Below are 23,766 nucleotides of genomic sequence, written 5' to 3'. Positions count from 1 at the left end.
TCCGTGGGGGAACCGGCGGTGCGTTACTGCCGGCTGTCCGAGTTCGGCTGCACCGAGGGGCCGGGGTTGACCACTGGCTGTGCGGGAGCGGCCGACTGCGCCGTGCCCGTGGTGGTGTCCGGCGCGACGGTGGTGACCGTCGTGTCGTCCTTGCCCTTCTTGTCGTCACCCATCTCCTTCTTGAAGATGTTGATCGACTGACCGAGGCCCTTGGCGAGTGCCGGGAGCTTGGTCGCACCGAACAGCAGGATGATGATGCCGAGGATGATCAGCAGGTGCACCCCGCCGAGGCCTTGCAACATGGTGACTCCTTGGATCGAGTTCTGGTCGCCGCTGGTTCCGAGTCGCCGTCGACACGTCGGGCGGAAGTCCGTGGTGCGTCCATGCTAACCCGCACGCTCCCGGAAGCACAGGCGAGCGCCGGAACCGTCACCGTTCGCACAGGCAGACGCCGCACGGCAGCACCCCCGGAGGCCGTTGCTCTCCGGGGGTGCGCCGTTCCGGTCGCGGGTCAAGGCACGGCCGGGGTCGGTGGGCGGCTAGTAGGCGCCGCGGGAACGCAGCACGGACGGGATCGTCCGCGCCAGGATGACGACGTCGTGCAGGAACGACCAGTTCTCGACGTAGTGCAGGTCGAGCCGGACGCCCTCGGCCCAGTCCAGGTCGGAGCGACCGCTGACCTGCCAGAGCCCGGTGATGCCCGGGGTCACGAGCAGGCGGCGATCCGCGAAGTCCCGGTAGACGGCGACCTCGCGCGGGAGCGCCGGACGTGGCCCCACCAGGCTCATCGTGCCGGTCAGGACGTTCCAGAGCTGCGGGAGCTCGTCGAGCGACGTCCGGCGGAGGAACGCGCCGACGCGGGTCACCCGCGGGTCGGCCTGCATCTTGAACAGGGGACCTGCGCCCTGGTTGTACTGCGCGAGGTCGGCGACGCGCGATTCGGCGTCGACGCACATCGTCCGGAACTTCAGGATCGGGAACTCCTGCCCGCCGCGGCCCACGCGCGCCTGCCGGAACAGCACCGGCCCGCCGTCGTCGAGCCGGATCGCCGCCGCGACGACGGCGAACACCGGCGCGAGGAGCACGAGTCCGAGCGTCGCCGCGACGACGTCGAGGACCCGCTTGCCCGCGCGGCGCCGGTAGTCCGGGAGTTCGACGTGCATGAGCGGCAGACCGTCCACGGGGCGCTCGTGCACCCGGCCGGCGGCGATGTCCGCGAGCGGCGACGACACCACGAGCTCGACCCCGCGCTCCTCGAGCTCCCACCCGAGCCGCCGGAGCCGCTCGTGACCACCCCGCACGGCACCCGCGACGACCACGGCCGCGACGCCGGTCGACGCCGCGAGGTCGAGCACCCGGTCGAGCCCGCCGAGCACGGGCAGCCGGACCCCGTCGAGGTCGACGAGGCCGTCCGGGGCCGGGCAGTCCGTGACGACCCCACCGACGCGGTACCCGGCTGCCGGCGTCACGACGATCCGTCGCCCGACGTAGCGGACGTCGTCCAGGTCGCCGACGAGCAGGACGTCCTGCAGCCGCCGACCCCGGGCACGCTGCCCCGCGAGCACGGTGCGGACGGCCTTCCGTCCGAGTGCGAGCAGCACGAGACCGAGGGGGAACGCGATCGCGACGTAGCCGCGGGCGAGGTCGAGTCGGACGGCGTACGCGACGATCGCGACCGCGGCGCCGGTGAGCAGGCTCGCCGTGAGGAGCCGGCGGTACTCGTCACCGCCGACCCCGACGATCCGCGGGTGCCGCGTGCGGAAGACCGACAGCATCGTCATCCAGAGCACGACGATGCAGGGCGCGACGAGGAACTCGGTCCACCCCGGCGCGGTGTGCACCGGTGGCACCTCCCAGGGGAAGCGGAGCAGGTGCGCCGTCGTGAAGGCGACGGTGAGCAGGACGAGGTCGAGTGTCGCGAGCACGACCGAGAGGCCGGCCGCAGGGCGTCGAGGCGCGGGAGACGCGGGAGACGCGGCCTCCGTCGAGTGGATCTGGCGCACTGCGAGCGACATCGACGGCCTTCCGGTTTCGGGGAGGGACCGGTCGGGAGCCGATCCCGCGCCCGTCGGCCGACGGAACGCGGGATCAGTATATCAGAGCAGTGTGCAGTATTTCAGAGGTGTTCGTCGGGTGAGCTCAGCACGAAGGGCTCGCCGAGCCGCCGGACGTCGGCGTCGGTCAGCCCGCGGAGCCGGAAGTCGACCCGCTCCCCCGGCAGCAGCGTCATGAACCCGCGGTCGACGGTGCCGGTCGGGGCGAGCCGGTCGGGCTGGACGAGCAGGTCCCGCACGAGGGAGTCCGCCTCGACGACCAGGTCGTGGCCGTCCCCGTCCGCCGCCGGCGTCACCGTGGTCCGGTACCGCGCCGGCTCCCAGCGCACGTCCTTGTCCGGGGTGGCCGTCCACACCGCGCGCCGCCAGTCCATGTCCGCCACGACGAGCTCGCGCGTCGGGTCGTCGAGGACACCGACCGACTCGGGCAGGGCGACGACCGCGACCCCGGCCTCGGACAGGCGGACGGGGAGCGTCACCTCGGCGAGGATCGTGCCCGCGACCGTCACCCGGCGGACGCGCACGACGCTGTCCCGGCCGGCGCGTGCCGACCGCACGGCGACCTCGACGGGCGACTGCCCGAAGGCGCCTGGTGACACCCCGAGTGACAGCGTGTCGGACAGGGTGACCAACTCGGCCGTCCCACCGGCGGCAGCCGACGGGACGTCGTGTTCCGCGCCTCCAGGCTGGTCGTCAGGAGCCGGACGTGACCCGTCGGTCGGACCCGACGCGTCGGCCTGATCAGACCCGTCGGCCTGATCGGACCCGCCGACGACCCCGACGTCGCCGGGCGCAGCGGCACCAGCCGCCGCGGACCCGCGGGTCACCGGCCGGATCGTCAGAAGGACGTCGTCGTACAGGCGACGCAGCTCGTGCGCGAGCGGCTTCAGCCGCCCCGCCGAGTCGACCGCCGACCACGACGACACCGGCCACAGGTCGTTGAGCTGCCACAGCACGACACCTGTGTTGCGCGGCCAGTGCGTGCGCCAGTGCTCGACGCCCGTCGCGACCGCCCGCGCCTGTTGCAGCTGCGTCAGGTAGTGCCAGCGGTCGAACTCCGACGGGTCCACCGAGCCGAACCGCGGCGCGATCCCGCGGGCGAGCTTCGCCATCCCGTCGTCGGCCTTCTGGTGGTGCACGACGCCCGGCGCGTCGACGCGGAGCGGCTCGTCGGTGACGGCGTCCCGCAGGGTGCGCCACGCGGGCGGCGCCTGCCAGCCGAACTCCGACACGAAGCGCGGCACCGAGTCGCGGTAGTGCTCGTCGGACAGCCGGTTCCAGACGTCCCACGAGTGGTGGGTCTCGTGGTCGACGTCGTTCGCGAACAGGCTCTCGGACCCGGACCACGGCGACGCGACCGTGTAGAAGCGCGACGGGTCGACCGCGTCGACGATCGTCGGCAGCAGGTCGAGGTAGTAGTCGAGCCCCCAGCCGCGGTCGCCGAGTACGTCGGCCCAGCCGTCGACGTCGTGCAGCCAGATGTTCTCGTTGTTGCCGTTCCAGAGCACGAGCGACGGGTGACCGGAGAGCCGCGCGACGTTGTCCCGTGCCTCGGCGACGACCTCGCTGCGGATCGGCTCGATCTCCGGGTACGCCGCGCAGGCGAACGCGAAGTCCTGCCACACGAGCAGCCCGAGTTCGTCGCACACGTCGTAGAACTCGTCGGACTCGTAGACCCCGCCGCCCCAGACGCGGACGAGGTTCACGCCGAGGTCCGCCGCGACGCGCAGCCGCTCGGACACCCGGACACGGTCGACCCGCGACACGATCACGTCGTCGGGGATCCAGTTCACGCCGCGGACGTCGACCACGGCGCCGTTCACGACCACGTCGAACGGCTTGCCCACGGCGTCGTCGGTGGTGTCGATGCGCGCCGAACGGAAGCCGGTCTTCGCCGTGTGCCGGTCCAGGACCTCGCCGTCGACCGTCTGCAGCTCGACGGTGACGTCGTACCGCGGTTGCGCGCCGTACCCCCTCGGCCACCAGCGGAGCGCGTCCGGCACCCGCACGGTCACCACGGTCTCGTCGTCCTTCGGGGTCAGCTGCGCCCGGGACCGCTGTCGGGTCGTCCCGCCGTCGACCGTGGGGCCGGCGACCGTGACCACGAGCACCAGGTCGTCGTCCTCGCCGTCCTGGTCGAGGTCGTTCATCCCCGAGCGCTCGACCCGGACGTGCGCGTCGAGGACCCCCTCCCCCGCCTCGACGTCGACGAGGGGCTGGACCTCGGCCAGTCGGGCCGTCGACCACCGCTCGATCGCGACCGGGCGCCACGGCCCGCTCGTGACGGCGGTGAGCCCCCAGTCCCAGCCGAAGTTCGACGCCTGCTTGCGGACGTACGGGAACGGCTCGTCGTACGGGCCGGGCATCGCACCGGCGCGCGCGGCGACGCGGCCGGCCTCGCGGTAGGCCGACTCGAACAGCAGCTCGAGCTCGCGCCGCCCCGTCGGACCGGGGACGTCCTTGAGGTCGAAGCGGTAGCGCCGGTGCATGTTCCGCGTGGTGCCGAGGACGACACCGTCCAGGCTCAGCTCGGCGACGGTGTCCAGGCCGTCGCACACCAGGTCGACGCGCTCGAACCCACGCGGGTCGACGTCGACGTGCCGCCGGTAGGCCCAGTCGGCGCGGCCGACCCAGGCGGAGGCGTCCTCGTTGCGGTCGAACGTCGGGTCGGCGATCACGCCCTCGCGCTCGAGGTCGGTGTGCACCTGCCCGGGGACGGTCGCCGGGAGCGTGCGACCGACGAGGTCGGCGGGTGCCCCGCTCGGCACCTGGTCCCCCGCGATCGCCACGGTCCAGTCGTCACGGAGTTCCTCGCGCTCGAGGGTCATGCGGGTCCTTCTCTGGGCGGACTGGGTCGGGGCTGACGGGACCGGGCGCGGCTCGTGCCGCCACGGTGGTCCTGACACCGGCCGGCGGTCGTGCCCGTGGCCGGTGGGACCGGACGGGAGGCACGACACCGGTCGCCCAGGCGTCGTCGCATCTGCGCACGCGGGCGTCGTGACGACCGCGTGCGCAGGGGTGCTCCGCGATGCTAGTACGCCCGACTCGGTGCGCCCCAGGGGTGGGGACGGATTCCGCGTCGCCGGGCGCGTGACACCGGCTCCGTGGCAGGGTGGACCGGTGATCACCGTCGAGCTCGCCCGGTCCCTCCGCGACGCCGGACTCCGCTGGCACCCGACCACCGGAGACCGCTTCGTCATCGACAAGCCGGGCGTCGACGACGACGTCTACACGGTGTCCGAGATGACCGTCGAGCGGCACGACTACCCGAGCGGCACCGTGCTCGGCTTCAACGGCACGACCGAGTGGGCGCTCGACTCGGTCGAGGCGTCCGAGTCGCTCTGGCTGCCGCGCGAGGACCAGCTCCGCGAGCTCCTCGGCCCGGCCTTCGTCTCGCTCAGCGCGGGCTTCGCGGTGACGGCGACGATCGACGGCGCCGACCGGGAGTTCCCCGCTCCGGACGCGGCACGGGCCTACGCGGAGGCGCTGCTCGCCTACATCACCGCGTCGCTCGCCTAGCCGGGTCGCCCCGTCGCGGCCTCGCTGGCGGGGCGCCCCCGGTCGGGGGACGCGCCCGTCTGGACGTTCCCGGGAAGCGCGCTGGGGGCCGTTTGGTTGCATGTCGTCATGACCGTTCCGAACATCACGCTCAACGACGGCAAGACCATCCCCCAGCTCGGCTTCGGGGTGTTCCAGATCGAGCCGGAGAACACCAAGGAAGCCACCCTCACCGCCCTCGAGGTCGGCTACCGCCACATCGACACCGCCGAGATGTACGGCAACGAGAAGGAGGTCGGCGAGGCGATCGCCGAATCCGGCATCGACCGCTCGGAGATCTTCGTCACCTCGAAGCTCAACAACGGGTTCCACGACCCGGATGCGGCGCTCGAGAACGGCAAGAAGTCGGCCGACCTGCTCGGCGGCTACACCGACCTGTTCCTCATCCACTGGCCGCTGCCCACGGTGTCGGACTTCGTGCCGACCTGGCAGGCGATGGAGGAGCTCTACCGCGGCGGCACCGCCCGCTCGATCGGTGTCTCGAACTTCCAGACCCACCACCTCAACCGTCTCGCCTCCGAGACCACGATCACCCCGGCCGTGAACCAGATCGAGGTGCACCCGTACCTCGTCCAAGACGAGCTCCGCGCGTACGGCCGCGAGCACGGCATCGCGACCGAGGCCTGGTCCCCGATCGCGCAGGGCCTCGTGCTCGACGACGAGACCATCACCCGGATCGCCGGCAACACCGGCAAGACCCCGGCGCAGGTCGTCCTCCGCTGGCACATCCAGCGCGGTGACATCGTCTTCCCGAAGTCGGTCACCCGCTCGCGCGTCGAGGAGAACTTCGCGATCTTCGACTTCGAGCTCTCCGACGACGACATGACGGCGATCACCTCGCTCGACAAGGGACACCGCACCGGGCCGGACCCGGACACGTTCGACTACGTCCCGGCCTGACGGCCGCCGGTCGCCCAGGGCGACCCACACGACGACGGGAGGCCCGTGGCGCACGCAGCCACGGGCCTCCCGTCGCGCGTCAGGACCGCCGTGAGGCGGTGACCGTGAACTTGGCGGTCCGCACGACCTGCCGCGTCGGCCCGACCGACCGCTCCAGGAGCGGCCGGTACCGCAGGTGCGAGTTCCAGACGCACCACAGTTCACCGCCGGACTGGAGGATCGTGGCCGCGTTCCGGAACATCGCCTCGGCCGCGTCGGTGCTCACCGTCGTGCCCTCGTGGAAGGGCGGGTTGCAGAGCACGAGCTGCGCCGCGCCCTCGTCGAGCTCGTCGCCCGCATCCGACCGCACGACCGCGACCCGGTCGGCCACGCCGTTCGCCGCCGCCGTCGCCCGCGTCGACGCGACCGCGATCGACGAGACGTCCGTCGCGACCACGCGGACCCGCGGCCGGCGCCGCGCGATCGCGGTCGCGATGACGCCGTTGCCGCAGCCCAGGTCGACCACCGTCCGCGCCGTCGGGACCGCCTGGTCGGCGACGTCGAGCAGCACCCGGGTGCCCTGGTCGAGCGACGTGCCCGCGAAGACCCCGCCGTGTGCGACGAGCGTCATGCCGAGCTCGTCCACGTGCACCGCGCGCGGCCACGGGTTCGTCGTGTCCGCCCGCACGGCGGCGGCGCGCAGGGGATCCTGTGCGACGAGGAGCCGGGACTTCCCCCGCCCACGTGACGGGGTGACCTCGCCGAAGTACCGGCGGAGGACGTCGTTCTGGGACAGCGTCATGTGCTTCGTGACCCCGCCGCACAGCAGCACCACGTCCGGGGCGGCCCAGCGTGCGACGGCACGGGCGAGCTCGTCCAGTCGGTCGTTCGACTTCGAGAGCCGGAGCAGCACGAGCCGGACGTCACGGAAGGCCTGCTCGGCGGTCTCGGCGTGCCGGAAGCCGCGCAGCCCGAACGTGCCGGCGGCGGCCTGGAGCGCCCGGACCCCGACGAGGGAGTCCTGCACGACCCGGACGTCCGAGGCGCCGTGCAGTGTGATCAGCCCGAGGGTGAGCACCCCGGCCCGGTCGTCCACGACGGCGACCTCGCCGGGCTGCCGGACCGCGTCGCCGTGCACGTGCGGCGCCTCGTCGAGCAGGAACCGGTCGGTGCCGTCGATCGTCACCAGGTCCGGAGCCCCGTCGTCGGGGTCTCGCCGGAACTGGTCGGCGAAGTCAGACACGCGCATCCGGTCAGCGTACTGAGCACGCCTGCGACCGGCACGCCGACGCTTTCGTACCTGAGATGTCCACGGCTGGCCCTCGCCCCCCGCCCGCGCGATCGCGCCCGGCACCCCGCTCGACGACACCGTGCGGTCCGCGCTCGGGAGTCGCGTCGGAGCACTGCTCGACACCGTCCGGCTCGGGGAGTGGGATGCCGTGACCGATGCGGCTGCCCCGGTCCACCGCAGTTCCATCGCGTCGTGCACGAACCCCGTGCTCTGCTCACGGCTCCGAGGGTCCGTCGACGCCCTGACCTTCCGACTCCGCCACGAGGACTTGCCGATCGCACTGCCGTGGGAACGGATCGTCGCACTGCAGCTCGCGGTCGAGGGCGGCGACGGTCGACTTGCGGAGCGAGCGCTCCGGTCGATGCCCCTGCGCCCCGATCTCGACCACGCGCCTGGGTGAGGACGCGCTCGCGCCGGACGTCACCGCCATGTCCACGCACTCAGCGCCTACACCGACATGGGCACCAGGGTCATCGCGTGCTGGTGGCCGTGTGCGTCGGGAAGTCCGCGTCCTCGATCGTCGCGGTGATGGTCGTCGAGCTCACCCTCACGTCAGCGCTGTGGTTCAGGAACTCCGGCTCGTCCCCGTAGGCATCCGCCTCGATGCGCTCGGGTCGCTGCGCCAGGCGCGTGCCGGGCGAGAAGGACACCGCCGGGCCGCTGTCCGCAGTGAACTGGTACTCGATCGACTGCCCGGCTGGAGCCCACAGGAGCGGCTCCTTCCCCCATCGTCCAGATGCCGACACAGCCGTCCCCTGACGCTCACCGCTCAGCCTCCAGGCGCCGCGTTCGATCTCGATGCGGTACCGGTCACCGCCGTAGTAGGACAGTGCGGGGTCCACGCCGTCGTCGACCGAGCCGACGCGCTTCCCACCCGTCCCACTCACGTCGTAGGACCACGTCCCGACCAGTGCCGTGAGGACCGGTCCGGTCCGAGCAGTCGACACCGCGCAGCCGCCCACCCCGAGGACGACCATCGATGCCGCGACGAGCGCGATCCCTTCCCGAACCACCGAACCACGTCCGTGCAAGCGGATGGCCTCCGTTCCGATCAGCGTGAACAGATCGCTCACACTGATACTCTCCGTACGGAAGATCACGACATCGGGCGCCAGAGCACGATCTGCGTGTTCCGCTGCGGTCGCGCCCCGGCGCGGAGTGACACCGCGGCCCCCGTGGTCGTCGCGGCGAACACGCGCGCGCCCGGGCGGTTGATGAGCTGATCCGCGAGGGCCGTCTCGAGCTCACGGACGCGCTCCCGCAGCGCCTTGTTCTCGTTCTCCAACTCGAGCACGCGGCGGATGCCCTCGAGCGAGACGCCCTCGGACCCCAGGCGTGCGATCTCCCGCAGCTGCACGACGTCCCGCATCGAGTAGCGGCGCGATCCGCCGCGGGTCCGGCCGGGCACGACCAGGCCGAGCCGGTCGTACTGCCGCAGCGTCTGCGGGTGCATCTCGGCGAGTTCCGCCGCCGTCGCGATCGCGAAGACGGGCGAGTTCTCGTCCATGTCGGTCACGGCCTCTTCCTTTTCGTCGTCCGCGTGGTGCAGGACCAGCCTGGAGGCCCGGTGCGGCTTCCTGACGGAGCCGCACCGGGCCTCTCCCCACCGGCACGGCCGACCCGCCGCTTCGCGACGGGCCGGCACCGGCAGCGTGGGCCCCGGCCGGTTCGTTGCTGTGGTCGCGCAGCGTCAGCTGCGCGCCTTGGCGAGGAGGTCCTCGCGAGGGTCCTCGTCGGGTAGTGCCGCGCGGAGGGCCTCGACGGCCTCGCGCTGCTTGTCCGACAGGTGCGACGGCACCGCGACCTGCACGGTCGCGAGCAGGTCACCGGTCCCGCTCTTCGTCGCGACCCCGCGTCCCTTGACGCGCAGGACACGACCAGAGGGCGTGCCGGGCGCGACGCGGAGCTTGACGGGCTCGCCGCCGAGCGTCGGGACCTGGATCGTCGCGCCGAGCGCCGCCTCGGCGAACGTCACCGGCACGTCGACCCGCAGGTTGAGCCCGTCGCGCTCGAAGACCGGGTGCTTCCGGACGGAGACGCTGACGACCAGGTCGCCGTCGTCACCCCCGTCCGGACTCGGCTCGCCGCGGCCGCGCAGGCGGATCTTCTGTCCGTCGGCGACGCCGGCGGGGATCCGGACGTTCACCGGCTTGCCGTTGCCCTGCGAGAGCTTGACGGTGTCACCGGCGATCGCAGTGGTGAAGTCGAGCGTCGTCGACGCGGTGACGTCCCGGCCCTTGGTCGGACCGCCGAAGCCGCGGAAGCCGCCGGACGACTGCCCGAAGCCCCCGCCGCCGCCGAACATCCCACCGAGGATGTCCTCGAAGCCACCGGCACCACCGCGACCTCCGCCCTGACCGAAGCGCACGCGCTGCCCGCCCTGTTGGCCGAACATGCCGCCGAAGACGTCCTCGAACCCGCCCTGGGCGCCCGGGCCACCCGCCGTGAAGCGGGCGCCCGAGCCCATGGCGCGGACCTGGTCGTACTCGGCGCGCTGTTCCTTGTCGGAGAGCACCGAGTACGCCTCGCTGATCTCCTTGAAGCGGGACTCGGCCGCGGCGTCCCCCGGGTTGGAGTCCGGGTGGTACTGCCGGGCGAGCTTGCGGTAGGTCTTCTTCAGCTCAGCGTCGCTCGCCGTCTTGTCGACGCCGAGGACCTTGTAGAAGTCCTTGTCGAACCAGTCCTGACTGGCCATCGAGCCCTACCTTCCGTTCCTGGTCGTGACGAGCCTGCTCAGGCCGGGACCGCGACGGCGACCTTGGCCGCACGCAGGACGCGGTCGCCGAGCTTGTAGCCCGGCTCCACGACGTCCGCGACGGTCTGGTCGGTCGCACCCGGCGTGGGCAGCTGCACGATCGCCTCGTGCACCTTCGGGTCGAAGGTCTCGCCCTTCTCGCCGATCTGCACGAGCCCGAACTTGTCGAAACCGCCGCGGATCTTCTGCCCGATGACCTGCATCGGACCGTCCGCGAGGTCCCCGTGCGCCTCGGCACGGGTCAGGTCGTCCAGGGCCGGGAGCAGGGCGCGGACGACCTCGGCGATGACGGCGTCGCGGTTCGCCTCGCGGTCGCGCTCGACGCGCTTCCGGAAGTTCACCAGCTCGGCCTGTGCGCGGAGCATGTCGGCACGCATGTCGGCGACGAGGTCGCGGTCCGCCTGGGAGAGCTTGTCCTCTTCGATGCCGCGCGCGGCGTCGTCCAGGAGCGCCTGGTCCTCCGGGGAGAGGTCCGACTGGGGGCCGCCGGCGGCGGGGCCGTCGGTGGGCACTTCCACGTCCGGCCCCTCCGCCTCGATGAGGTCCTCGGGCTCCTGCGCGTTGGTGGCGTCGCCCTCGACCTGGGGCTCGGCGTCCTCGGGCACGTTGTCCTTGGGATCCGTCATCGTTACTTCTTGTCCTTGTCGTCCTCGTCGTCCACGACCTCGGCGTCGACGATGTCCTCGTCGTCCTGCTGCGCCTGGCCGTCGGCGGTCGGCTGCTCGCCACCGGCCGCGGCACCCGCGTCCTGCTGGCTGTAGATGGCCTGGCCGAGCTTGCCCTGCGACTCGTTGAGCTTGTCGTAGGCGGTCTTGACCGCGTCGTCGTCCTCACCCGCGAGGGCGGACTTCAGCGCGTCGACGTCGGCCTGCACCTCGGACTTGACGTCCGCGGGGAGCTTCTCGTCGTTCTCCTTGATGAGCTTCTCGATCGAGTAGACGAGCTGCTCCGCCTGGTTGCGACGCTCGTTGGCCTCGCGGCGGGCCTTGTCCTCGGCCGCGTGCTCCTCGGCCTCGCGGACCATGCGCTCGATGTCCTCCTTCGGCAGCGACGAGCCGCCGGAGATGACCATCGACTGCTCCTTGCCGGTGCCCTTGTCCTTCGCGGACACGTGCACGATGCCGTTGGCGTCGATGTCGAACGTGACCTCGACCTGCGGGACGCCACGGGGAGCCGGCGCGATGCCGGTCAGTTCGAACGTGCCGAGCGGCTTGTTGTCCCGGGTGAACTCGCGCTCGCCCTGGAAGACCTGGATCGCGACGGAGGGCTGGTTGTCGTCAGCGGTCGTGAAGGTCTCGCTGCGCTTGGTCGGGATCGCGGTGTTGCGGTCGATGAGCTTCGTCATCAGGCCGCCCTTGGTCTCGATGCCGAGCGACAGCGGCGTGACGTCGATGAGCAGGACGTCCTTGCGCTCACCCTTCAGCACACCGGCCTGCAGTGCGGCGCCGACGGCGACCACCTCGTCCGGGTTGACGCCCTGGTTCGGCTGCTTGCCACCGGTCAGCGACTTGACGACCTCGGCCACGGCGGGCATGCGGGTCGAGCCGCCGACCAGCACCACGTGCGCGATGTCGTTGACCGACACGCCCGCTTCCTTGATGACGTCGTTGAAGGGCTTCTTCGTGCGGTCGAGCAGGTCGGAGGTCATCTGCTCGAACTGGGCGCGCGAGATGGTCTCGTCGAGGTTGAGCGGGCCGTCGGCCGTCAGCGTCAGGTACGGGAGCTGGATGTTCGCCGACATCTGCGACGACAGTTCCTTCTTCGCCTGCTCGGCGGCTTCCTTCAGACGCTGCTTGGCGATCTTGTCCGTGGACAGGTCGACGCCGTGCTCGTCCTTGAACTTCTTGACCAGGTGGTCGACGATGCGCTGGTCCCAGTCGTCACCGCCCAGGCGGTTGTCGCCCGAGGTCGCGCGGACCTGGATCGTGGAGAAGTCGTCGTCCTTGCCCACCTCGAGCAGGGAGACGTCGAACGTGCCGCCACCGAGGTCGAAGACCAGGATGAGCTCGTCTTCCTTGCCCTTGTCGAGGCCGTAGGCCAGCGCGGCCGCGGTCGGCTCGTTGATGATGCGCAGGACGTTGAGCCCGGCGATCTCACCGGCGTCCTTCGTGGCCTGACGCTCGGCGTCGTTGAAGTACGCCGGGACGGTGATCACCGCGTCCGTGACGTCTTCACCGAGGTACTGCTCGGCGTCGCGCTTGAGCTTGCCGAGCGTGCGGGCCGAGATCTCCTGCGGCGTGTAGCTCTTGCCGTCGATGTCGACCTTCCAGTCGGTACCGATGTGGCGCTTGACGCTCGCGATGGTGCGGTCGACGTTCGTGACGGCCTGACGCTTGGCGGTCTCGCCGACCAGCACCTCGCCGTCCTTGGTGAAGGCGACGATCGACGGCGTGGTGCGGAGCCCCTCGGCGTTCGCGATGACCGTGGGCTCACCGCCCTCGAGCACGCTGACGACCGAGTTGGTGGTTCCGAGGTCGATGCCTACTGCACGTCCCATGTTGTGGTGCTCCTTCTGTCGGGTGCGTGGTTGCGGAAGTCTGCGGACTTGCGTCCGATGGACTCAACTCTACACCTGAGTCCTGTGGACGCAAGGCCGAGCAGCGACACTTCCGTCGAGCCCGTCCCCCTCGCAGTCATGGCGATGTCCCGAGCAGGAGGGAGCACCGGGGACGCACATCACGAAGGCCGCGACGGGACCGCGAGCAGGGCAACCCCGGACGCTCGACGAGGGCGACGGGGCACGCGAGCGCCGCCGACTTCGCCACCATCACTGTACATTTGATATGTTTATATCTCTCCGTCCCGTGCTGGTGCCATGCACGGGACCACTACCGAAAGGGCATGACGCATGACCAGCAAGAAGTCACGGGTCGGGCGGGCGGTCAGCGCCTCGGCGCTCGCCATCGCGACGCTCGCCTCCGGACTCTCGTTCGGGGCCGCTTCCGCTTCGGCCACCACGGCCCCCCAGACGGGAGCCACGTTCCAGCTCATCCACAAGATGAGCGCGAGCCAGTGGGTGGCCGTCAAGCAGAACGGGCAGTACGGGTCGTTCTCGTCCGAAGCGGCCGCCAAGTCCGGCGCAGGGACGTGGACGGCGTACAAGTACGCCAGCGGGACGTTCGCCATTCGCGGTGCCGGGAACACCTGCCTGCTGGCCAACAACCTCGCCCCGACCCCGTCGCTCTACAGCAGCCAGGGTGACAGCTGCCTCGATTCCCCGTCAGGCGTCTTCGCCTGGACCTTCAAGGACAACAACTTCTACAGCCCGAAGTTCAACAAGTACATGTCCTGGGACCGCGAGGACCAGGGCCATCGCACGCAGTTCTGGCTCCGGGACACGAGCGCCTACCGCTTCGACACCATGCCGATCGATCCGGCGTCGCCGGTTCCCCCTGCGGCGAACGGCGGCATCCAAGCCGATTCCTCCCCCACGACGTCGCTCGTGCGCAACCAGCCGACACCGGTGCCGTTCGCGGTCCGGTCCGTTGCCTGGTACAACACAGCCAACCTCAACATCCGACTGACCGCCCCGGCAGGGACGAGGTTCGACGCGAATCAGACGGTTCCCGGTCAGTACCATCGCAGCGGCAGCACCACGTGGCTGGACTCAGTCGGCTTGACGTTGTCCGACGTGACCGTGTCGACCGATGGCAAGACGTTGACGGGCACGTTCAAGAACGTGCCCGACTTCGCGCAGTTCGACGGCTACGGGATGCGATGGCTGCCGAAGGTGATCGCATCGAACGACACCCTCGCCGGCGAAGGCTCGATGGGGTACAAGATCACCGGCAGCACCGCTGCTGGCACCGTGTCGGTCGACAGCACGAGCCCGACGACCGTTCCCGGTCTCGCCGGTGGCGGCGTCGTGAGCGATGTGTCCAGCGGCGTCCGACTCGAGCGAGGCACTGCGACCGACGTCCCGTTCGCAGTGAAGTCCACCAACCAGTACAGCGCAGCCAAGTTCGAGGTGACCCTGGCGGCTCCCAGCCACAGCACCTTCGCGGCGGACCAGACGGTTGCCGGCCAGTTCCACTACGTCGATGAGGACTGGCAGGGCGCGTCGAGCCTGAACCTGACCGATGTCAGCGTGTCATCGGATGGGAAGAGCCTGACGGGAACCTTCGACAGCGCGAACTCCAGCGGGTTCGGTCAGAACGCCGGCATGGGTCTCCGCTGGATCGCGAAGGTGATCGCTGACAGCGATGCGGCTGCAGGCAACGGCTCCATGAACTACTCCATCAACGGCTCCACGAGCCTCGGGCCGGTGTCGCTGAACTCGTTCACCGCGACCACGATCGAGGCGCCGGCCGTCACGACTCCGACGGCGACCGTGACGTTCGACCAGGACGTGACGAAGAAGGCCACCGTCTCGGGCACCGGGGCGAAGGGTGCCGTGATCACGATCAAGAACGGCACCGACCCCATCGCCAGCGCGACGGTCGGCGATGACGGCACCTGGTCCACCCAGATCGACCCGATCGGACCTGGCTCCCACGAGCTGACGATCGAGCAGACCGGCATCGAGGGCACCCAGACCACGAGCGCGACGGCCGACTTCGGTGCCGCCGTCACCGCCAACGCCCCCACCGCCACCGTCGACTCCACCCTCGCGACGGTCACCGGCCGCGGCGAGCCCGGCGCGACGATCACCCTGCGGGACGACACCGGCACGACCCACACGACCACCACCGATGCAGACGGCAACTGGAGCATCCAGGGCAACTTCCGCCCCGACACCAACCGGGTCACGGTCACCGCGCAGTCGAAGGGTGCCCTGGAGACCACCGTCGCAGCTGAGCTCGACATCAATGTCAGCAACCGGCCCCTCGTGATCACCAGCCCCACCCAGGACGACGCGAAGGCCGACCGGATCACCGCAGGAAAGGTCACCTTCACCGGCACCGCGACGCCGTTCTCCACCGTCCAGCTGCGCACCTGGCCCGAGATCGGCCGCATCCTGTTCACCACCTACGCTGACGAGAACGGCAACTGGTCCGCCACCGGCGAGCTCGCCTCGAGCTACTACGAACTCGCCGGCAAGGAGACCGCGATCGGCGGCTACGTCGACGACATCCGCATGTTCGCCTTCTCGACCGTCGCGTTCCAGGACACCGTCATCACCAGCCCCACCGCCCAGGACGTGATCCTCGGCGGCACGGACCCCGGCGTGGTCTTCGCCGGGACCGCCACCCCCGGCGCGACCGTCGAGATCTGGACCTGGATCAACCCCCGAGGTCGCCTGGTCGCCACGGCCAAGGCCGACGGCCTCGGCAACTGGAAGACCAAGCCCGGCTCCCTCGCCGCCGACACGACCTACAAGCTCAAGGCCGAACAGATCGCCCTGAACGGCAAGACCACCGTCACCGAACTCGGCGACCTGCAGACCGAGAGCTTCCACGCCGTCGACCAGATCGAACGCGACCAGAACGGCTCCGTCACGGACTGGACCCTCCGTGCGACCCCCGGCGCGACCGTCGAGATCTGGACCGGCCCGAAGACCGCCACCTGGGCTCGCAAGATCGGCTCCGGCACCGCTGACGACCTCGGCAAGGTCGCGATCGACGGTACCTACCTTGCGCCCGGCAACGCCTACATGACCAAGATCTACCAGACGACCCCCACCAAGGAAGAGGTCACCGACTACAACTTCACGACCGACCCCGCCTGACGCTCGTCCCACCCCACCCGGAGGGCCCTCGCTCCCAGCGAGGGCCCTCCGGCATTTCGACTCGCAACTGCGATGAAATACTGATATCCTGTGTACAGGAGGAAACCATGATCCGTACTCGTTCCATCATCACCACCATCGCTGCAATCGCCCTGCTCGGTACCCTCACCGGGTGTTCCGGCGCCGATCACACCGACGGCTCCAGCCCGACGCCGACGAAGTCCGAAGCGCCCGCGGCGCTCTCCGAGGGATCGACTCCCCCGAAGACCGGCGTCTGCGACAACGGGCAGCTGACCGTGATCGCCGAGGACCTCACGGACAACGCCCTGACACTCGACGATCCGTGCGACACCGTCGCCCTGCTGACCAACGGCGCCCAGGTCACGATCGACTTCGACGTCGACATGCTGATCATCGAGGGCGCTGACAACACCATCCGGGCGAAGACCGTCGGCAAGAGCCTCGCCACCAACAGCGGCAACACCGTCGAGTTCCGCGGCTCAGCGCCGGAGAAGGTCAACGGATCCGACACGACCACGTACACCGCGCGCTGACCCGCACCGCGACCCGACCGCGCTCGCTCCACCGACCGACAGGACCGATCACCATGCAGTTCCCCGAACTCCTCCGCCTCGTTCGCCGGGGTTGGGTCACGCTCCTCGCGACGACCCTCGTCGGCGTCGCAGTCGGGGCAGTCGCCTTCCTCACCACCACCCCGGTGTACGAGGCGAAGGCGCAGTTGTTCGTCGCCGTGAAGTCCGTCGACGAGGGCAGCGCGGTCGAGGTCGTGCAGGGCAGCAGCGCCGCGCAACTCAAGGTCAAGTCCTACGTCGGGGTCATCACGAGTTCGCGTGTCCTCACGCCCGTGATCGACGACCTCGACCTGAAGACCTCGCCCGCGGCCCTGGCAGGTCACGTCAAGGCATCCACACCGACGAACACCGTCCTGATCGACCTCGTGGTCGCCGACACCGATCCGAGCCGTGCCGCGCAGATCGCGAACTCCATCTCGAAGAACTTCGCCTCGGTGATCTCGAACGGCATCGAGGCCCCGACCACGGGGGGCTCGAGCCCCGTGTCGATCGACGTCCTCGAGCCGGCCACCGTCCCCACCGCCCCGTCGGACCCGAAGCTCGCGGTCACCCTCGGGCTCTCGGTCGTGCTCGGCTTCGCGGCGGGGCTCGGCCTGCTGCTCGCTCGACGCGCGCTGGACACGCGGATCCACTCGAAGGCCGACCTCGAGGCGATCACCGACGTGCCGGTCATCGGCACGATCGGCCTCGCACCGGACATCGACCGGCACCCGCTCGTCGTGCACAGCAAGCCGAAGGGCCCGATCGCCGAGTCCTTCCGGACGCTCCGCACGAACCTGCAGTTCGTCGACATCGGCGCGAGTGAGCGGAGCTTCGTCATCACGAGCGCCGTCCCCAGCGAGGGCAAGTCCACGACGGCGGCCAACCTCGCCGTGGCGATCGCCGAGACCGGCGCGTCCGTCGTGCTCGTGGACGGCGATCTGCGGCGACCGCGGGTCGCGGAACTCATGGGGATCGAGGGAGCAGCGGGGCTGACCGACGTCCTCATCGGTGCCGCAGAACTCGACGACCTGCTCCAGCCGTGGGGGAACAACGGACTCCAGGTGCTGCCCGCCGGCGCCATCCCGCCCAACCCGAGCGAGCTCCTCGGCTCCGTCGGCATGCAGGCGCTCCTCGCCGAGCTCACCGGGCGCTTCGACGTCGTCCTCGTGGATGCACCGCCGCTGCTCCCGGTGACCGACGCCGCCGTGATCAGTCGCTCGACCCGAGGCGTCATCGTCGTCAGTGGATCGAAGCGGGCCACGCGCGCTCAGTTCGCCGAGGCGATCGAGCTCCTCGAGACGATCGGGAGCCGTGTCCTCGGGCTCGTGGCGACCCTCGTGCCGTCACAAGAAGTGCAGGGCTACGGCAGCTACGGCGCCTACGCCGCGTACTACGGGACCACCGCGAGCGCCGCGCCGCTCCCGAACCGCCCGACCGCTCGCCGGTCGCGGTCGGAGACATCGGGACCGTCGCCCGCATGACCCGTCGCCGAGACGCGGCCCACGGCCCGAGGAGCATCCGGCCGCGCATCGTCGTGCACCGAGCGGTCGACCCGCAGTACCCCCGTTCGCAGCGGATCATCGCGGACCTCCGTCGGCGCGGAGCAGACGTCGAGGTGGTCCCGCCGTCGACGACTGGTGGCGTCCTGCGACAGGCGCTCGTCGACGCCGTCCGCCTCGTGCGGGCAACGCGTCGTGGGGACGTCCTGCTGCTCGCCGAGATGCAGCTCAAGTTCACGCCGGTGACCGCAGCCGTCGCTCGGATCCGCGGGGCCCGGCTCGTGGTGGACGGCTTCATCGGTCTGCACGAGACCCACGTCGAGGACTGGCAGGTCACGGCCCCCGGGTCGCCGCGCGCGCTGCGGTACCGACTGCAGGACGCCTTCGCCCGTCGGGTCGCCGACGTCTACCTCGTCGACACCGACGTCCGAGCCACGGCGGTCCGCCGCACAGCACCCCGGACGACCGTCGCGACCCTGCCGGTCGGCGCACCGCGCTGGGCTGCGCACACGCCACCGCGGACCGCCGCCGAGCCGTTGCGGGTCCTGTACTACGGCAACTACATCCCGTTGCACGGAGTCCCGGTCATCGTCCGCGCCCTGGGGCGGGCCGTGTCGCGGCGCGACGTCGTCGCCACCTTCGTCGGCGCCGGTGCCGCCCGTCCGGCGACGGAGCGGGCGGTCGTCGACGCTGGTCTGCAGGACCGCGTGCGCTTCGTCGACCCGGTGTCGACCGACCTCCTCGCGACCGAGATCGCGCGGCACGACGTCGTCCTCGGTGTCTTCGGCACGTCGTCGAAGGCCGCTTCCGTGATCCCGAACAAGGTGTGGCAGGGTCTCGCATCCGGTCGCGTCGTGATCACCCGCCGATCGACGGCACTCGCGGAGATCCGCGACATCGTCGGTGCCCGCCTCGTCGAGGTCCCCGCTGGCGACCCGGTGCGACTGGCCGAGGCCATCGAAACGGTCCACCCGACGCCGGACGAGGTCCCCGTGGACGACCGCCTCGAGGCGTACGTCGAGCGGCGCTTCGACGAGTTCTGGGCTAGATTGACCTAATAGTATTTCACATGCTAGGTTTTGGTCGTGCCTTCGAACGCTGCTCTCCGTGAGATCTCGCGCTCTGCGAGCTTCGTCCTCGTGCCGGTCGTGTCCGCGGTCTCCCCGCTCGTGGCGCTCCCCGCGATCGCGGACCAGTACGGTGCCGCGGGGTGGAGTGACGTCGCGATCGGCCTGGCAGCCGGCGGGACCGGTGCCGTCTTCGCAGAGCTCGGCTGGGGCGTCATCGGTCCGCAACGCGTCGCGGGCGATCCCGCTGGTCGTCGCACGCTGTACAGCCGGTCGCTGGCGTCTCGCCTGGTGGCCGTGGCCGTGATCGCCCCGCTCGCGGCCCTCGCGGCCGCGGTGCTCGCGCAGACTGCGCCCGTCGCGGCGTCACTGTGCGCGGTGGCACTCGTGCTCGCGACCCTCACGCCGAGCTGGTACCTCGTCGGCGTGAACCGACCGGAGCTGATCCTGTTGGTCGACAGCCTCCCCCGCGCCGTCTGCGTGCTCGGCGGCGCACTGCTCGTCGCCGGTGGTGGACCGCTCGAGGCCTACGGCTGTGGCCTGTTCGTCGCGGCGGTGACCACGGTCGTCCTCGCCGGCACCGTTCCGGGGCTCCCCCACTGGCCGAGCGGTGCCGACTTCCGCGCATCCCTGCGAGTCGTCCTCGACCAGCGCGTCCTGGTGGCCGGTCGCGCCGTCACCGTGTGCACCACGACCGTTCCGACGATCCTGCTCGGCCTGGTCGCCCCGGGCGCGGTCCCGGTCTACGCCGCGGTCGACCGCCCCCTGCGCATGGGGCTGGGGGTCGCGACCGCGGTGCCGACGCGGCTGCAGAGTTGGGTGGGTGCTGCGCTGGAGTCGCAGCGGTCTGCTCGTCTCCGTTCCGCGCTCCTGGTCAACGTCACGCTCGGGGTGGCCAGTGCCGCCGCCGTGCTCGTCGCCATGCCGGTGGCGGTGCCGGTGCTCTTCAGCGGGGAAGTCATCGCCGACAGCGCGGTCGTCGGGTGGGCGGCAGCGCTGGCGCTGCTCGTCTGCTGCAACCGGGGCGGGGGGCTGACGCTCGTCGCACTGGGAGAGGCCAGCTGGATCGCGATCGCCGCCGTGGTCGCGGCCGCGGTCGCCCTACCGAGCATCGCGTTCCTGACACCGTCCTCCGGGGCCGTCGGCACCATGGCGGCCCTGGTGGTGGCCGAAGCGGCGGCGGGCGGCGTGCAGTTCGCCCGCTGCGCACGCCGCTGGCCGCGTGGAGGAACCCGATGACCATCGCCCTCGCAGCCTTCGCCGCAGCGGTCGCCGCCGTGTTCATCCGGCAGTTGTGCCCGCCGCAGGTCGTGCGCGGGTTCCTGATCAGTGCTGCGATCGGGCTCGTCCTCGCCGCCGGCGGGTTCGGCATCCCGGTCGAGATCACCGGTCCGGTGATCGCAGCTGCGGTCGTCCTCTCGACGGCGGCCGCACTCGTCCCCGGGTCGTTCCGAGCCTCTGTCCCGACGAGCTTGACGATCGGTCTGTGGGTCGCCCACGTGACGATCACCCTGGCGCTCGTCTTCCTGGGCGGACTCCGCCCGAGCGCCGCTGCCGAGATCCCGCAGTTCGCCGGCGTCGCCCTGAGCACCGTGCTCGCGGCCGCTCGCTGCACGCCACGCGACGTCCGGTTCGTCCGGCGTGCAGTGGTGTGGTTCGCGGTGATCGAGTCGGTCCTCGCGCTCTTCTTCGTGTTCGTGCTCGGAAGACCTGGCGTCTGGGAGTACGGCGCCGAGACGCCGTCCCCGAACTTCCTGCTCGGGGGCGAGTTCCTGCGCGCCGCCGGCTCGGTGGTGCACCCGCTCCTGCTCGGACTCCTCATCGCGTTCGGCGCCGTCCTCGTGCTGATGGACGAGCGGCTCTCGGGTTGGACGAAGGCCCTCGTCCTGGCGCTCCTGCTCCTCACCCTGGTCGTCACCGGTTCGCGGAGCGTGGTCCTCGCGCTCAGCGCCGCGGTGGTGTGGCTCACGATGACGGCCCAGCGCAGCCGCACCGAACGGGTGCTCCTGCTCGCCGTGGTCGCCGCGGTGGTGGCCGCGGTCGGCAGCGATGACATCGCCCAGGCCGTCGCCGTCCTGCTGGACTCGGGTTCCTACACGAACCGCGCGGAGTCGATCGACTCCGCGCCGGCACTCCTCGGCCGCCCGGTCGTCCAGTCACTGTTCGGTTCGGGGTACGGCTCCGAGCTCGCACTCCGTGAGCTGGGCCACCTCAACCAGAACGGCTTCGAGACCGTCGACAACCAGTACGTGACGACGCTCGCCACACAGGGTGTGCTCGGGCTCGTCGCCCTCGTCGCACTCCTGGCGACGTGGTTCCGGAACGGCGACCGGACCGTCCGCGCGCTGAGCGTCATCGTCGTCGTCGTCTTCTGCTCGTTCGACGCGTTCCGCGCCACGGTGCCGCTCGTCCTGATGCTCTCCCTGCTGACCCCCGGGGCACCGACGACCACGGCTCCCACCGCGCCGGACGCCACCGCGCCGGCCGCCCTCGCCGACGACCGCCCCGTCCGCCACCGATCCAGGAGGACCGTCCGTGCACGCTGACCTCTCCCACGACACCCGCCGCGTGGTGTGCGTCCTCGCGACCCGCGACGGTGGTGATCTCCTGCGCCGTCAGCTCGAGTCGATGGCGGAACAGACCGTGTCGCTGGACGAGCTGGTCGTCCTCGACGACGGTTCCTCGGCCGCCACGCGGCAGGTCATCGCGGCCGCCGCGGACCGTCTCCCCGTCCGGGTCGTCGCCGCGAGCACCCCCGGCGTCCCGGGAGACGCCCTGCTCGCCCGGATCGGACAGAACTTCGCCGCAGCCCTTCGGCACGCACGGATCGGCGCGTCCGACGTCGTGCTCTTCGCGGACCAGGACGACGTGTGGCTCCCTGACCGCATCGAGCGACAGGTTGCGCAGGTCGTCCGCAACGATGCCCTGGCAGTGGCCTCGGACGCGCGACTCATCGATGGTTCCGGCGACCCGCTGCCCGGATTGCTCAGCGACCTCTACCCGCGGCCGGACCGCTTCGCGGACCGCACCCGTGACGCGCAGCTGCACGCCGTGATCCGGACACCGGTCGCGACCGGCGCGGCGATGGCGGTCAGCGGAGCGCTGGTCCGGACGGCACCGTCCGTCCCGACCGGGTGGTTGCACGACCGCTGGTACTCGCTGTGTGCCGCGGCGGCGGGTGCGCTGGTGCTCGACGACGGCCCCGTGATCGAGTACCGGCTGCACGTCGACCAGGCCGTCGGCGCCACCGGGGCGGGGCGGGGCGCTGCGGCTCGACGGCTCGCAGCCTGGCTCCGCGCGCCGGGGAACGCTGGTCGTCGCATCGCGGACCTGCATCGGCTGCGGGCGATCGCCCCACTCGACGTGTCGCGAGCGTTGACCTACCGGAGGCTGTTCGCCGCCGTCGCAGCACCGGCCAAGTGGGGCGCCCGGTGACCGCCGTGCAGCGCGCCGGGATCCTGGTCACCGTCGCGACCTTCCGGCGGCCGGACGGTCTCGTCGCACTCCTCCGGTCGCTCGAGCGGATGGTGGACGCTCCGCCGTTCGACGTGCTCGTCGTGGACAACGACCCGCGGCACAGTGCCACACCTGCGGTCGACGGTGTCCGCGGCGAGCTGGGCTTCCCGGTGCGGCTCGTCGCGGAACCCGCGCCGGGCATCGCCGCCGCGCGCAACGCTGCGCTCCGCGCCGCCGACACGTACCGCTGGGTCTGCTTCGTCGACGACGACGAGGAAGTCGATCCGGGCTGGTTGCTGCGGTTGACGGACGTGCGGCGGCGCTCCGACGCCGACGGTGTGACCGGACCCGTCGAGTTCTCGTTCGCGGTGGACCCGCCACGGTGGGCGCTCCTCGGCAACTTCTTCATCCGTCCGGACTTCGCCGACGGCGCTCCGTGCCCGACTGCGGCGACGAACAACCTGCTGCTGTCCGTCGACGCGTTGCGTGCTCGCGACCTCCGGTTCGACCTCCGCCTGGGGACGACCGGCGGGTCGGACATCATGCTGACCCGGCAGCTCACCAGCAGGGGCGGACGGATCGTCTGGTGCGAGGGTGCCGTCGTCCACGAGACCGTCCCGGCGGCGCGCTGTCGCCCGAGGTGGATCCTCCGGCGGGCCGTCCGCAGCGGCAACACCGAAGCCCTCGTGGCACTCGCGCTCGCGACCAGCGCCCCGGCGCGCTTCGCGGTCCTGCTCGGCGGTCTCGCGCGCATCGTCGTCGGCTCCGGCCGGCTGGTCACTGCGCCGCTGGTCAACCGCCAGCAGCGCGGTGCCGCGGCGCTGCGCACCCTGCTCCGCGGGATCGGGGTCGTGGCAGCGTGGTCAGGCCGGCCGGTCCGCGAGTACGCACGCCCGGTGCCGCAGGAACACCGGTAACGTCGAGACCGTGCGATGGAGTCGAGTGGGCTGGCCCGGGGTCGGGT

General features: G+C 71.0%; 20 protein-coding genes. 11 read left to right on the top strand and 9 right to left on the bottom strand.

Features of this window, described 5'->3' with window-relative positions:
- Window positions 1-23: 23 nt before the first annotated feature.
- The 3 genes from tatA to FB462_RS03365 form a co-directional block, all read right to left on the bottom strand.
- Window positions 24-302, bottom strand: coding sequence for a twin-arginine translocase TatA/TatE family subunit (gene tatA, locus FB462_RS03375; RefSeq protein ID WP_058740778.1), 279 nt, complete (start codon window positions 300-302; stop codon window positions 24-26).
- 237 nt (window positions 303-539) lie between these two features.
- Window positions 540-1,925 (bottom strand): sugar transferase, encoded by a 1,386-nt coding sequence (locus tag FB462_RS03370; RefSeq protein ID WP_167509986.1) that lies wholly within the window; start codon window positions 1,923-1,925, stop codon window positions 540-542.
- A 191-nt stretch (window positions 1,926-2,116) separates the two neighbouring features.
- A complete protein-coding gene (locus tag FB462_RS03365; protein WP_208738886.1) occupies window positions 2,117-4,882 on the bottom strand; it encodes a glycoside hydrolase family 2 protein in 2,766 nt (921 codons plus the stop codon).
- Between the two features lie 292 nt (window positions 4,883-5,174).
- Here FB462_RS03365 and FB462_RS03360 point away from each other — a divergent pair, with 292 nt between their 5' ends.
- A complete protein-coding gene (locus FB462_RS03360; protein ID WP_114850296.1) occupies window positions 5,175-5,573 on the top strand; it encodes a pilus assembly protein CpaE in 399 nt (132 codons plus the stop codon).
- 108 nt (window positions 5,574-5,681) lie between these two features.
- Window positions 5,682-6,512 (top strand): aldo/keto reductase, encoded by an 831-nt coding sequence (locus tag FB462_RS03355; RefSeq protein ID WP_114850297.1) that lies wholly within the window; start codon window positions 5,682-5,684, stop codon window positions 6,510-6,512.
- Between the two features lie 79 nt (window positions 6,513-6,591).
- Here the strand turns inward: FB462_RS03355 and FB462_RS03350 are convergent, their stop codons facing one another.
- Window positions 6,592-7,740 (bottom strand): class I SAM-dependent methyltransferase, encoded by a 1,149-nt coding sequence (locus FB462_RS03350; RefSeq protein ID WP_114850298.1) that lies wholly within the window; start codon window positions 7,738-7,740, stop codon window positions 6,592-6,594.
- 190 nt (window positions 7,741-7,930) lie between these two features.
- Here FB462_RS03350 and FB462_RS03345 point away from each other — a divergent pair, with 190 nt between their 5' ends.
- Window positions 7,931-8,182: a hypothetical protein gene (locus FB462_RS03345; protein WP_141860164.1), complete on the top strand. Its 252-nt coding sequence runs from the start codon at window positions 7,931-7,933 to the stop codon at window positions 8,180-8,182.
- Between the two features lie 70 nt (window positions 8,183-8,252).
- On the opposite strand, the gene FB462_RS03340 is transcribed toward FB462_RS03345, so the two are convergent.
- The 5 genes from FB462_RS03340 to dnaK form a co-directional block, all read right to left on the bottom strand.
- Window positions 8,253-8,795, bottom strand: a complete 543-nt coding sequence (locus tag FB462_RS03340; RefSeq protein ID WP_141860162.1) for a hypothetical protein — start codon at window positions 8,793-8,795, stop codon at window positions 8,253-8,255.
- A gap of 83 nt (window positions 8,796-8,878) precedes the next feature.
- Window positions 8,879-9,289, bottom strand: coding sequence for a heat shock protein transcriptional repressor HspR (locus tag FB462_RS03335; protein ID WP_114850433.1), 411 nt, complete (start codon window positions 9,287-9,289; stop codon window positions 8,879-8,881).
- Window positions 9,290-9,472: 183 nt separating this feature from the next.
- Window positions 9,473-10,477, bottom strand: a complete 1,005-nt coding sequence (locus FB462_RS03330) for a DnaJ C-terminal domain-containing protein (protein ID WP_141860160.1) — start codon at window positions 10,475-10,477, stop codon at window positions 9,473-9,475.
- A gap of 38 nt (window positions 10,478-10,515) precedes the next feature.
- Complete coding sequence (locus tag FB462_RS03325; RefSeq protein ID WP_114850302.1) at window positions 10,516-11,163, bottom strand: nucleotide exchange factor GrpE; 648 nt, start codon at window positions 11,161-11,163, stop codon at window positions 10,516-10,518.
- Window positions 11,164-11,165: 2 nt separating this feature from the next.
- The gene (gene dnaK / locus FB462_RS03320; RefSeq protein WP_114850303.1) at window positions 11,166-13,034 is read right to left on the bottom strand and encodes a molecular chaperone DnaK; all 1,869 of its coding nucleotides are present in this window, start codon (window positions 13,032-13,034) and stop codon (window positions 11,166-11,168) included.
- Window positions 13,035-13,385: 351 nt separating this feature from the next.
- Between dnaK and FB462_RS03315 the strand changes: the two genes are divergently transcribed.
- From FB462_RS03315 to FB462_RS03280, 8 genes are all read left to right on the top strand, one after another.
- The gene (locus FB462_RS03315) at window positions 13,386-16,205 is read left to right on the top strand and encodes a hypothetical protein (protein ID WP_141860158.1); all 2,820 of its coding nucleotides are present in this window, start codon (window positions 13,386-13,388) and stop codon (window positions 16,203-16,205) included.
- A 107-nt stretch (window positions 16,206-16,312) separates the two neighbouring features.
- Window positions 16,313-16,759 (top strand): hypothetical protein, encoded by a 447-nt coding sequence (locus tag FB462_RS03310; protein WP_141860156.1) that lies wholly within the window; start codon window positions 16,313-16,315, stop codon window positions 16,757-16,759.
- A 53-nt stretch (window positions 16,760-16,812) separates the two neighbouring features.
- A complete protein-coding gene (locus FB462_RS03305) occupies window positions 16,813-18,261 on the top strand; it encodes a tyrosine-protein kinase domain-containing protein (protein ID WP_141860154.1) in 1,449 nt (482 codons plus the stop codon).
- Entirely contained in the window at window positions 18,258-19,337 is a 1,080-nt protein-coding gene (locus FB462_RS03300) for a glycosyltransferase (protein ID WP_114850307.1), read from the top strand. The genes FB462_RS03305 and FB462_RS03300 overlap by 4 nt, the downstream gene beginning before the upstream one ends.
- A gap of 27 nt (window positions 19,338-19,364) precedes the next feature.
- On the top strand, window positions 19,365-20,585 hold the full coding sequence (locus FB462_RS03295; RefSeq protein ID WP_167509985.1) for an oligosaccharide flippase family protein: 1,221 nt from the start codon (window positions 19,365-19,367) through the stop codon (window positions 20,583-20,585).
- Window positions 20,582-21,892, top strand: coding sequence for an O-antigen ligase family protein (locus tag FB462_RS03290; RefSeq protein ID WP_141860150.1), 1,311 nt, complete (start codon window positions 20,582-20,584; stop codon window positions 21,890-21,892). Before FB462_RS03295 ends, FB462_RS03290 begins: the two co-directional genes overlap by 4 nt.
- Entirely contained in the window at window positions 21,882-22,781 is a 900-nt protein-coding gene (locus FB462_RS03285) for a glycosyltransferase (RefSeq protein WP_114850310.1), read from the top strand. The genes FB462_RS03290 and FB462_RS03285 overlap by 11 nt, the downstream gene beginning before the upstream one ends.
- Window positions 22,778-23,719 carry a glycosyltransferase family 2 protein gene (locus FB462_RS03280; RefSeq protein ID WP_167509984.1) on the top strand — a complete coding sequence of 314 codons (942 nt, stop codon included), beginning with the start codon at window positions 22,778-22,780 and terminating at the stop codon, window positions 23,717-23,719. Before FB462_RS03285 ends, FB462_RS03280 begins: the two co-directional genes overlap by 4 nt.
- The last annotated feature ends 47 nt before the right edge of the window (window positions 23,720-23,766 follow it).

The organism is Curtobacterium citreum, from assembly GCF_006715175.1.
Lineage (GTDB): Bacteria > Actinomycetota > Actinomycetes > Actinomycetales > Microbacteriaceae > Curtobacterium > Curtobacterium citreum.
Note: the sequence above shows the minus strand (reverse complement) of the source record. Positions and strands in the feature narration are given on the sequence as shown.

Bases quoted from the DNA above. Each gene is read 5' to 3' on its own strand.
- tatA (WP_058740778.1), bottom strand. From the start codon at position 302: ATGTTGCAAGGCCTCGGCGGGGTGCACCTGCTGATCATCCTCGGCATC.
- FB462_RS03365 (WP_208738886.1), bottom strand. From the start codon at position 4,882: ATGACCCTCGAGCGCGAGGAACTCCGTGACGACTGGACCGTGGCGATC.
- FB462_RS03355 (WP_114850297.1), top strand. From the start codon at position 5,682: ATGACCGTTCCGAACATCACGCTCAACGACGGCAAGACCATCCCCCAG.
- FB462_RS03350 (WP_114850298.1), bottom strand. From the start codon at position 7,740: ATGCGCGTGTCTGACTTCGCCGACCAGTTCCGGCGAGACCCCGACGAC.
- FB462_RS03335 (WP_114850433.1), bottom strand. From the start codon at position 9,289: ATGGACGAGAACTCGCCCGTCTTCGCGATCGCGACGGCGGCGGAACTC.
- FB462_RS03330 (WP_141860160.1), bottom strand. From the start codon at position 10,477: ATGGCCAGTCAGGACTGGTTCGACAAGGACTTCTACAAGGTCCTCGGC.
- FB462_RS03325 (WP_114850302.1), bottom strand. From the start codon at position 11,163: ATGACGGATCCCAAGGACAACGTGCCCGAGGACGCCGAGCCCCAGGTC.
- dnaK (WP_114850303.1), bottom strand. From the start codon at position 13,034: ATGGGACGTGCAGTAGGCATCGACCTCGGAACCACCAACTCGGTCGTC.
- FB462_RS03315 (WP_141860158.1), top strand. From the start codon at position 13,386: ATGACCAGCAAGAAGTCACGGGTCGGGCGGGCGGTCAGCGCCTCGGCG.
- FB462_RS03310 (WP_141860156.1), top strand. From the start codon at position 16,313: ATGATCCGTACTCGTTCCATCATCACCACCATCGCTGCAATCGCCCTG.
- FB462_RS03305 (WP_141860154.1), top strand. From the start codon at position 16,813: ATGCAGTTCCCCGAACTCCTCCGCCTCGTTCGCCGGGGTTGGGTCACG.
- FB462_RS03300 (WP_114850307.1), top strand. From the start codon at position 18,258: ATGACCCGTCGCCGAGACGCGGCCCACGGCCCGAGGAGCATCCGGCCG.
- FB462_RS03290 (WP_141860150.1), top strand. From the start codon at position 20,582: ATGACCATCGCCCTCGCAGCCTTCGCCGCAGCGGTCGCCGCCGTGTTC.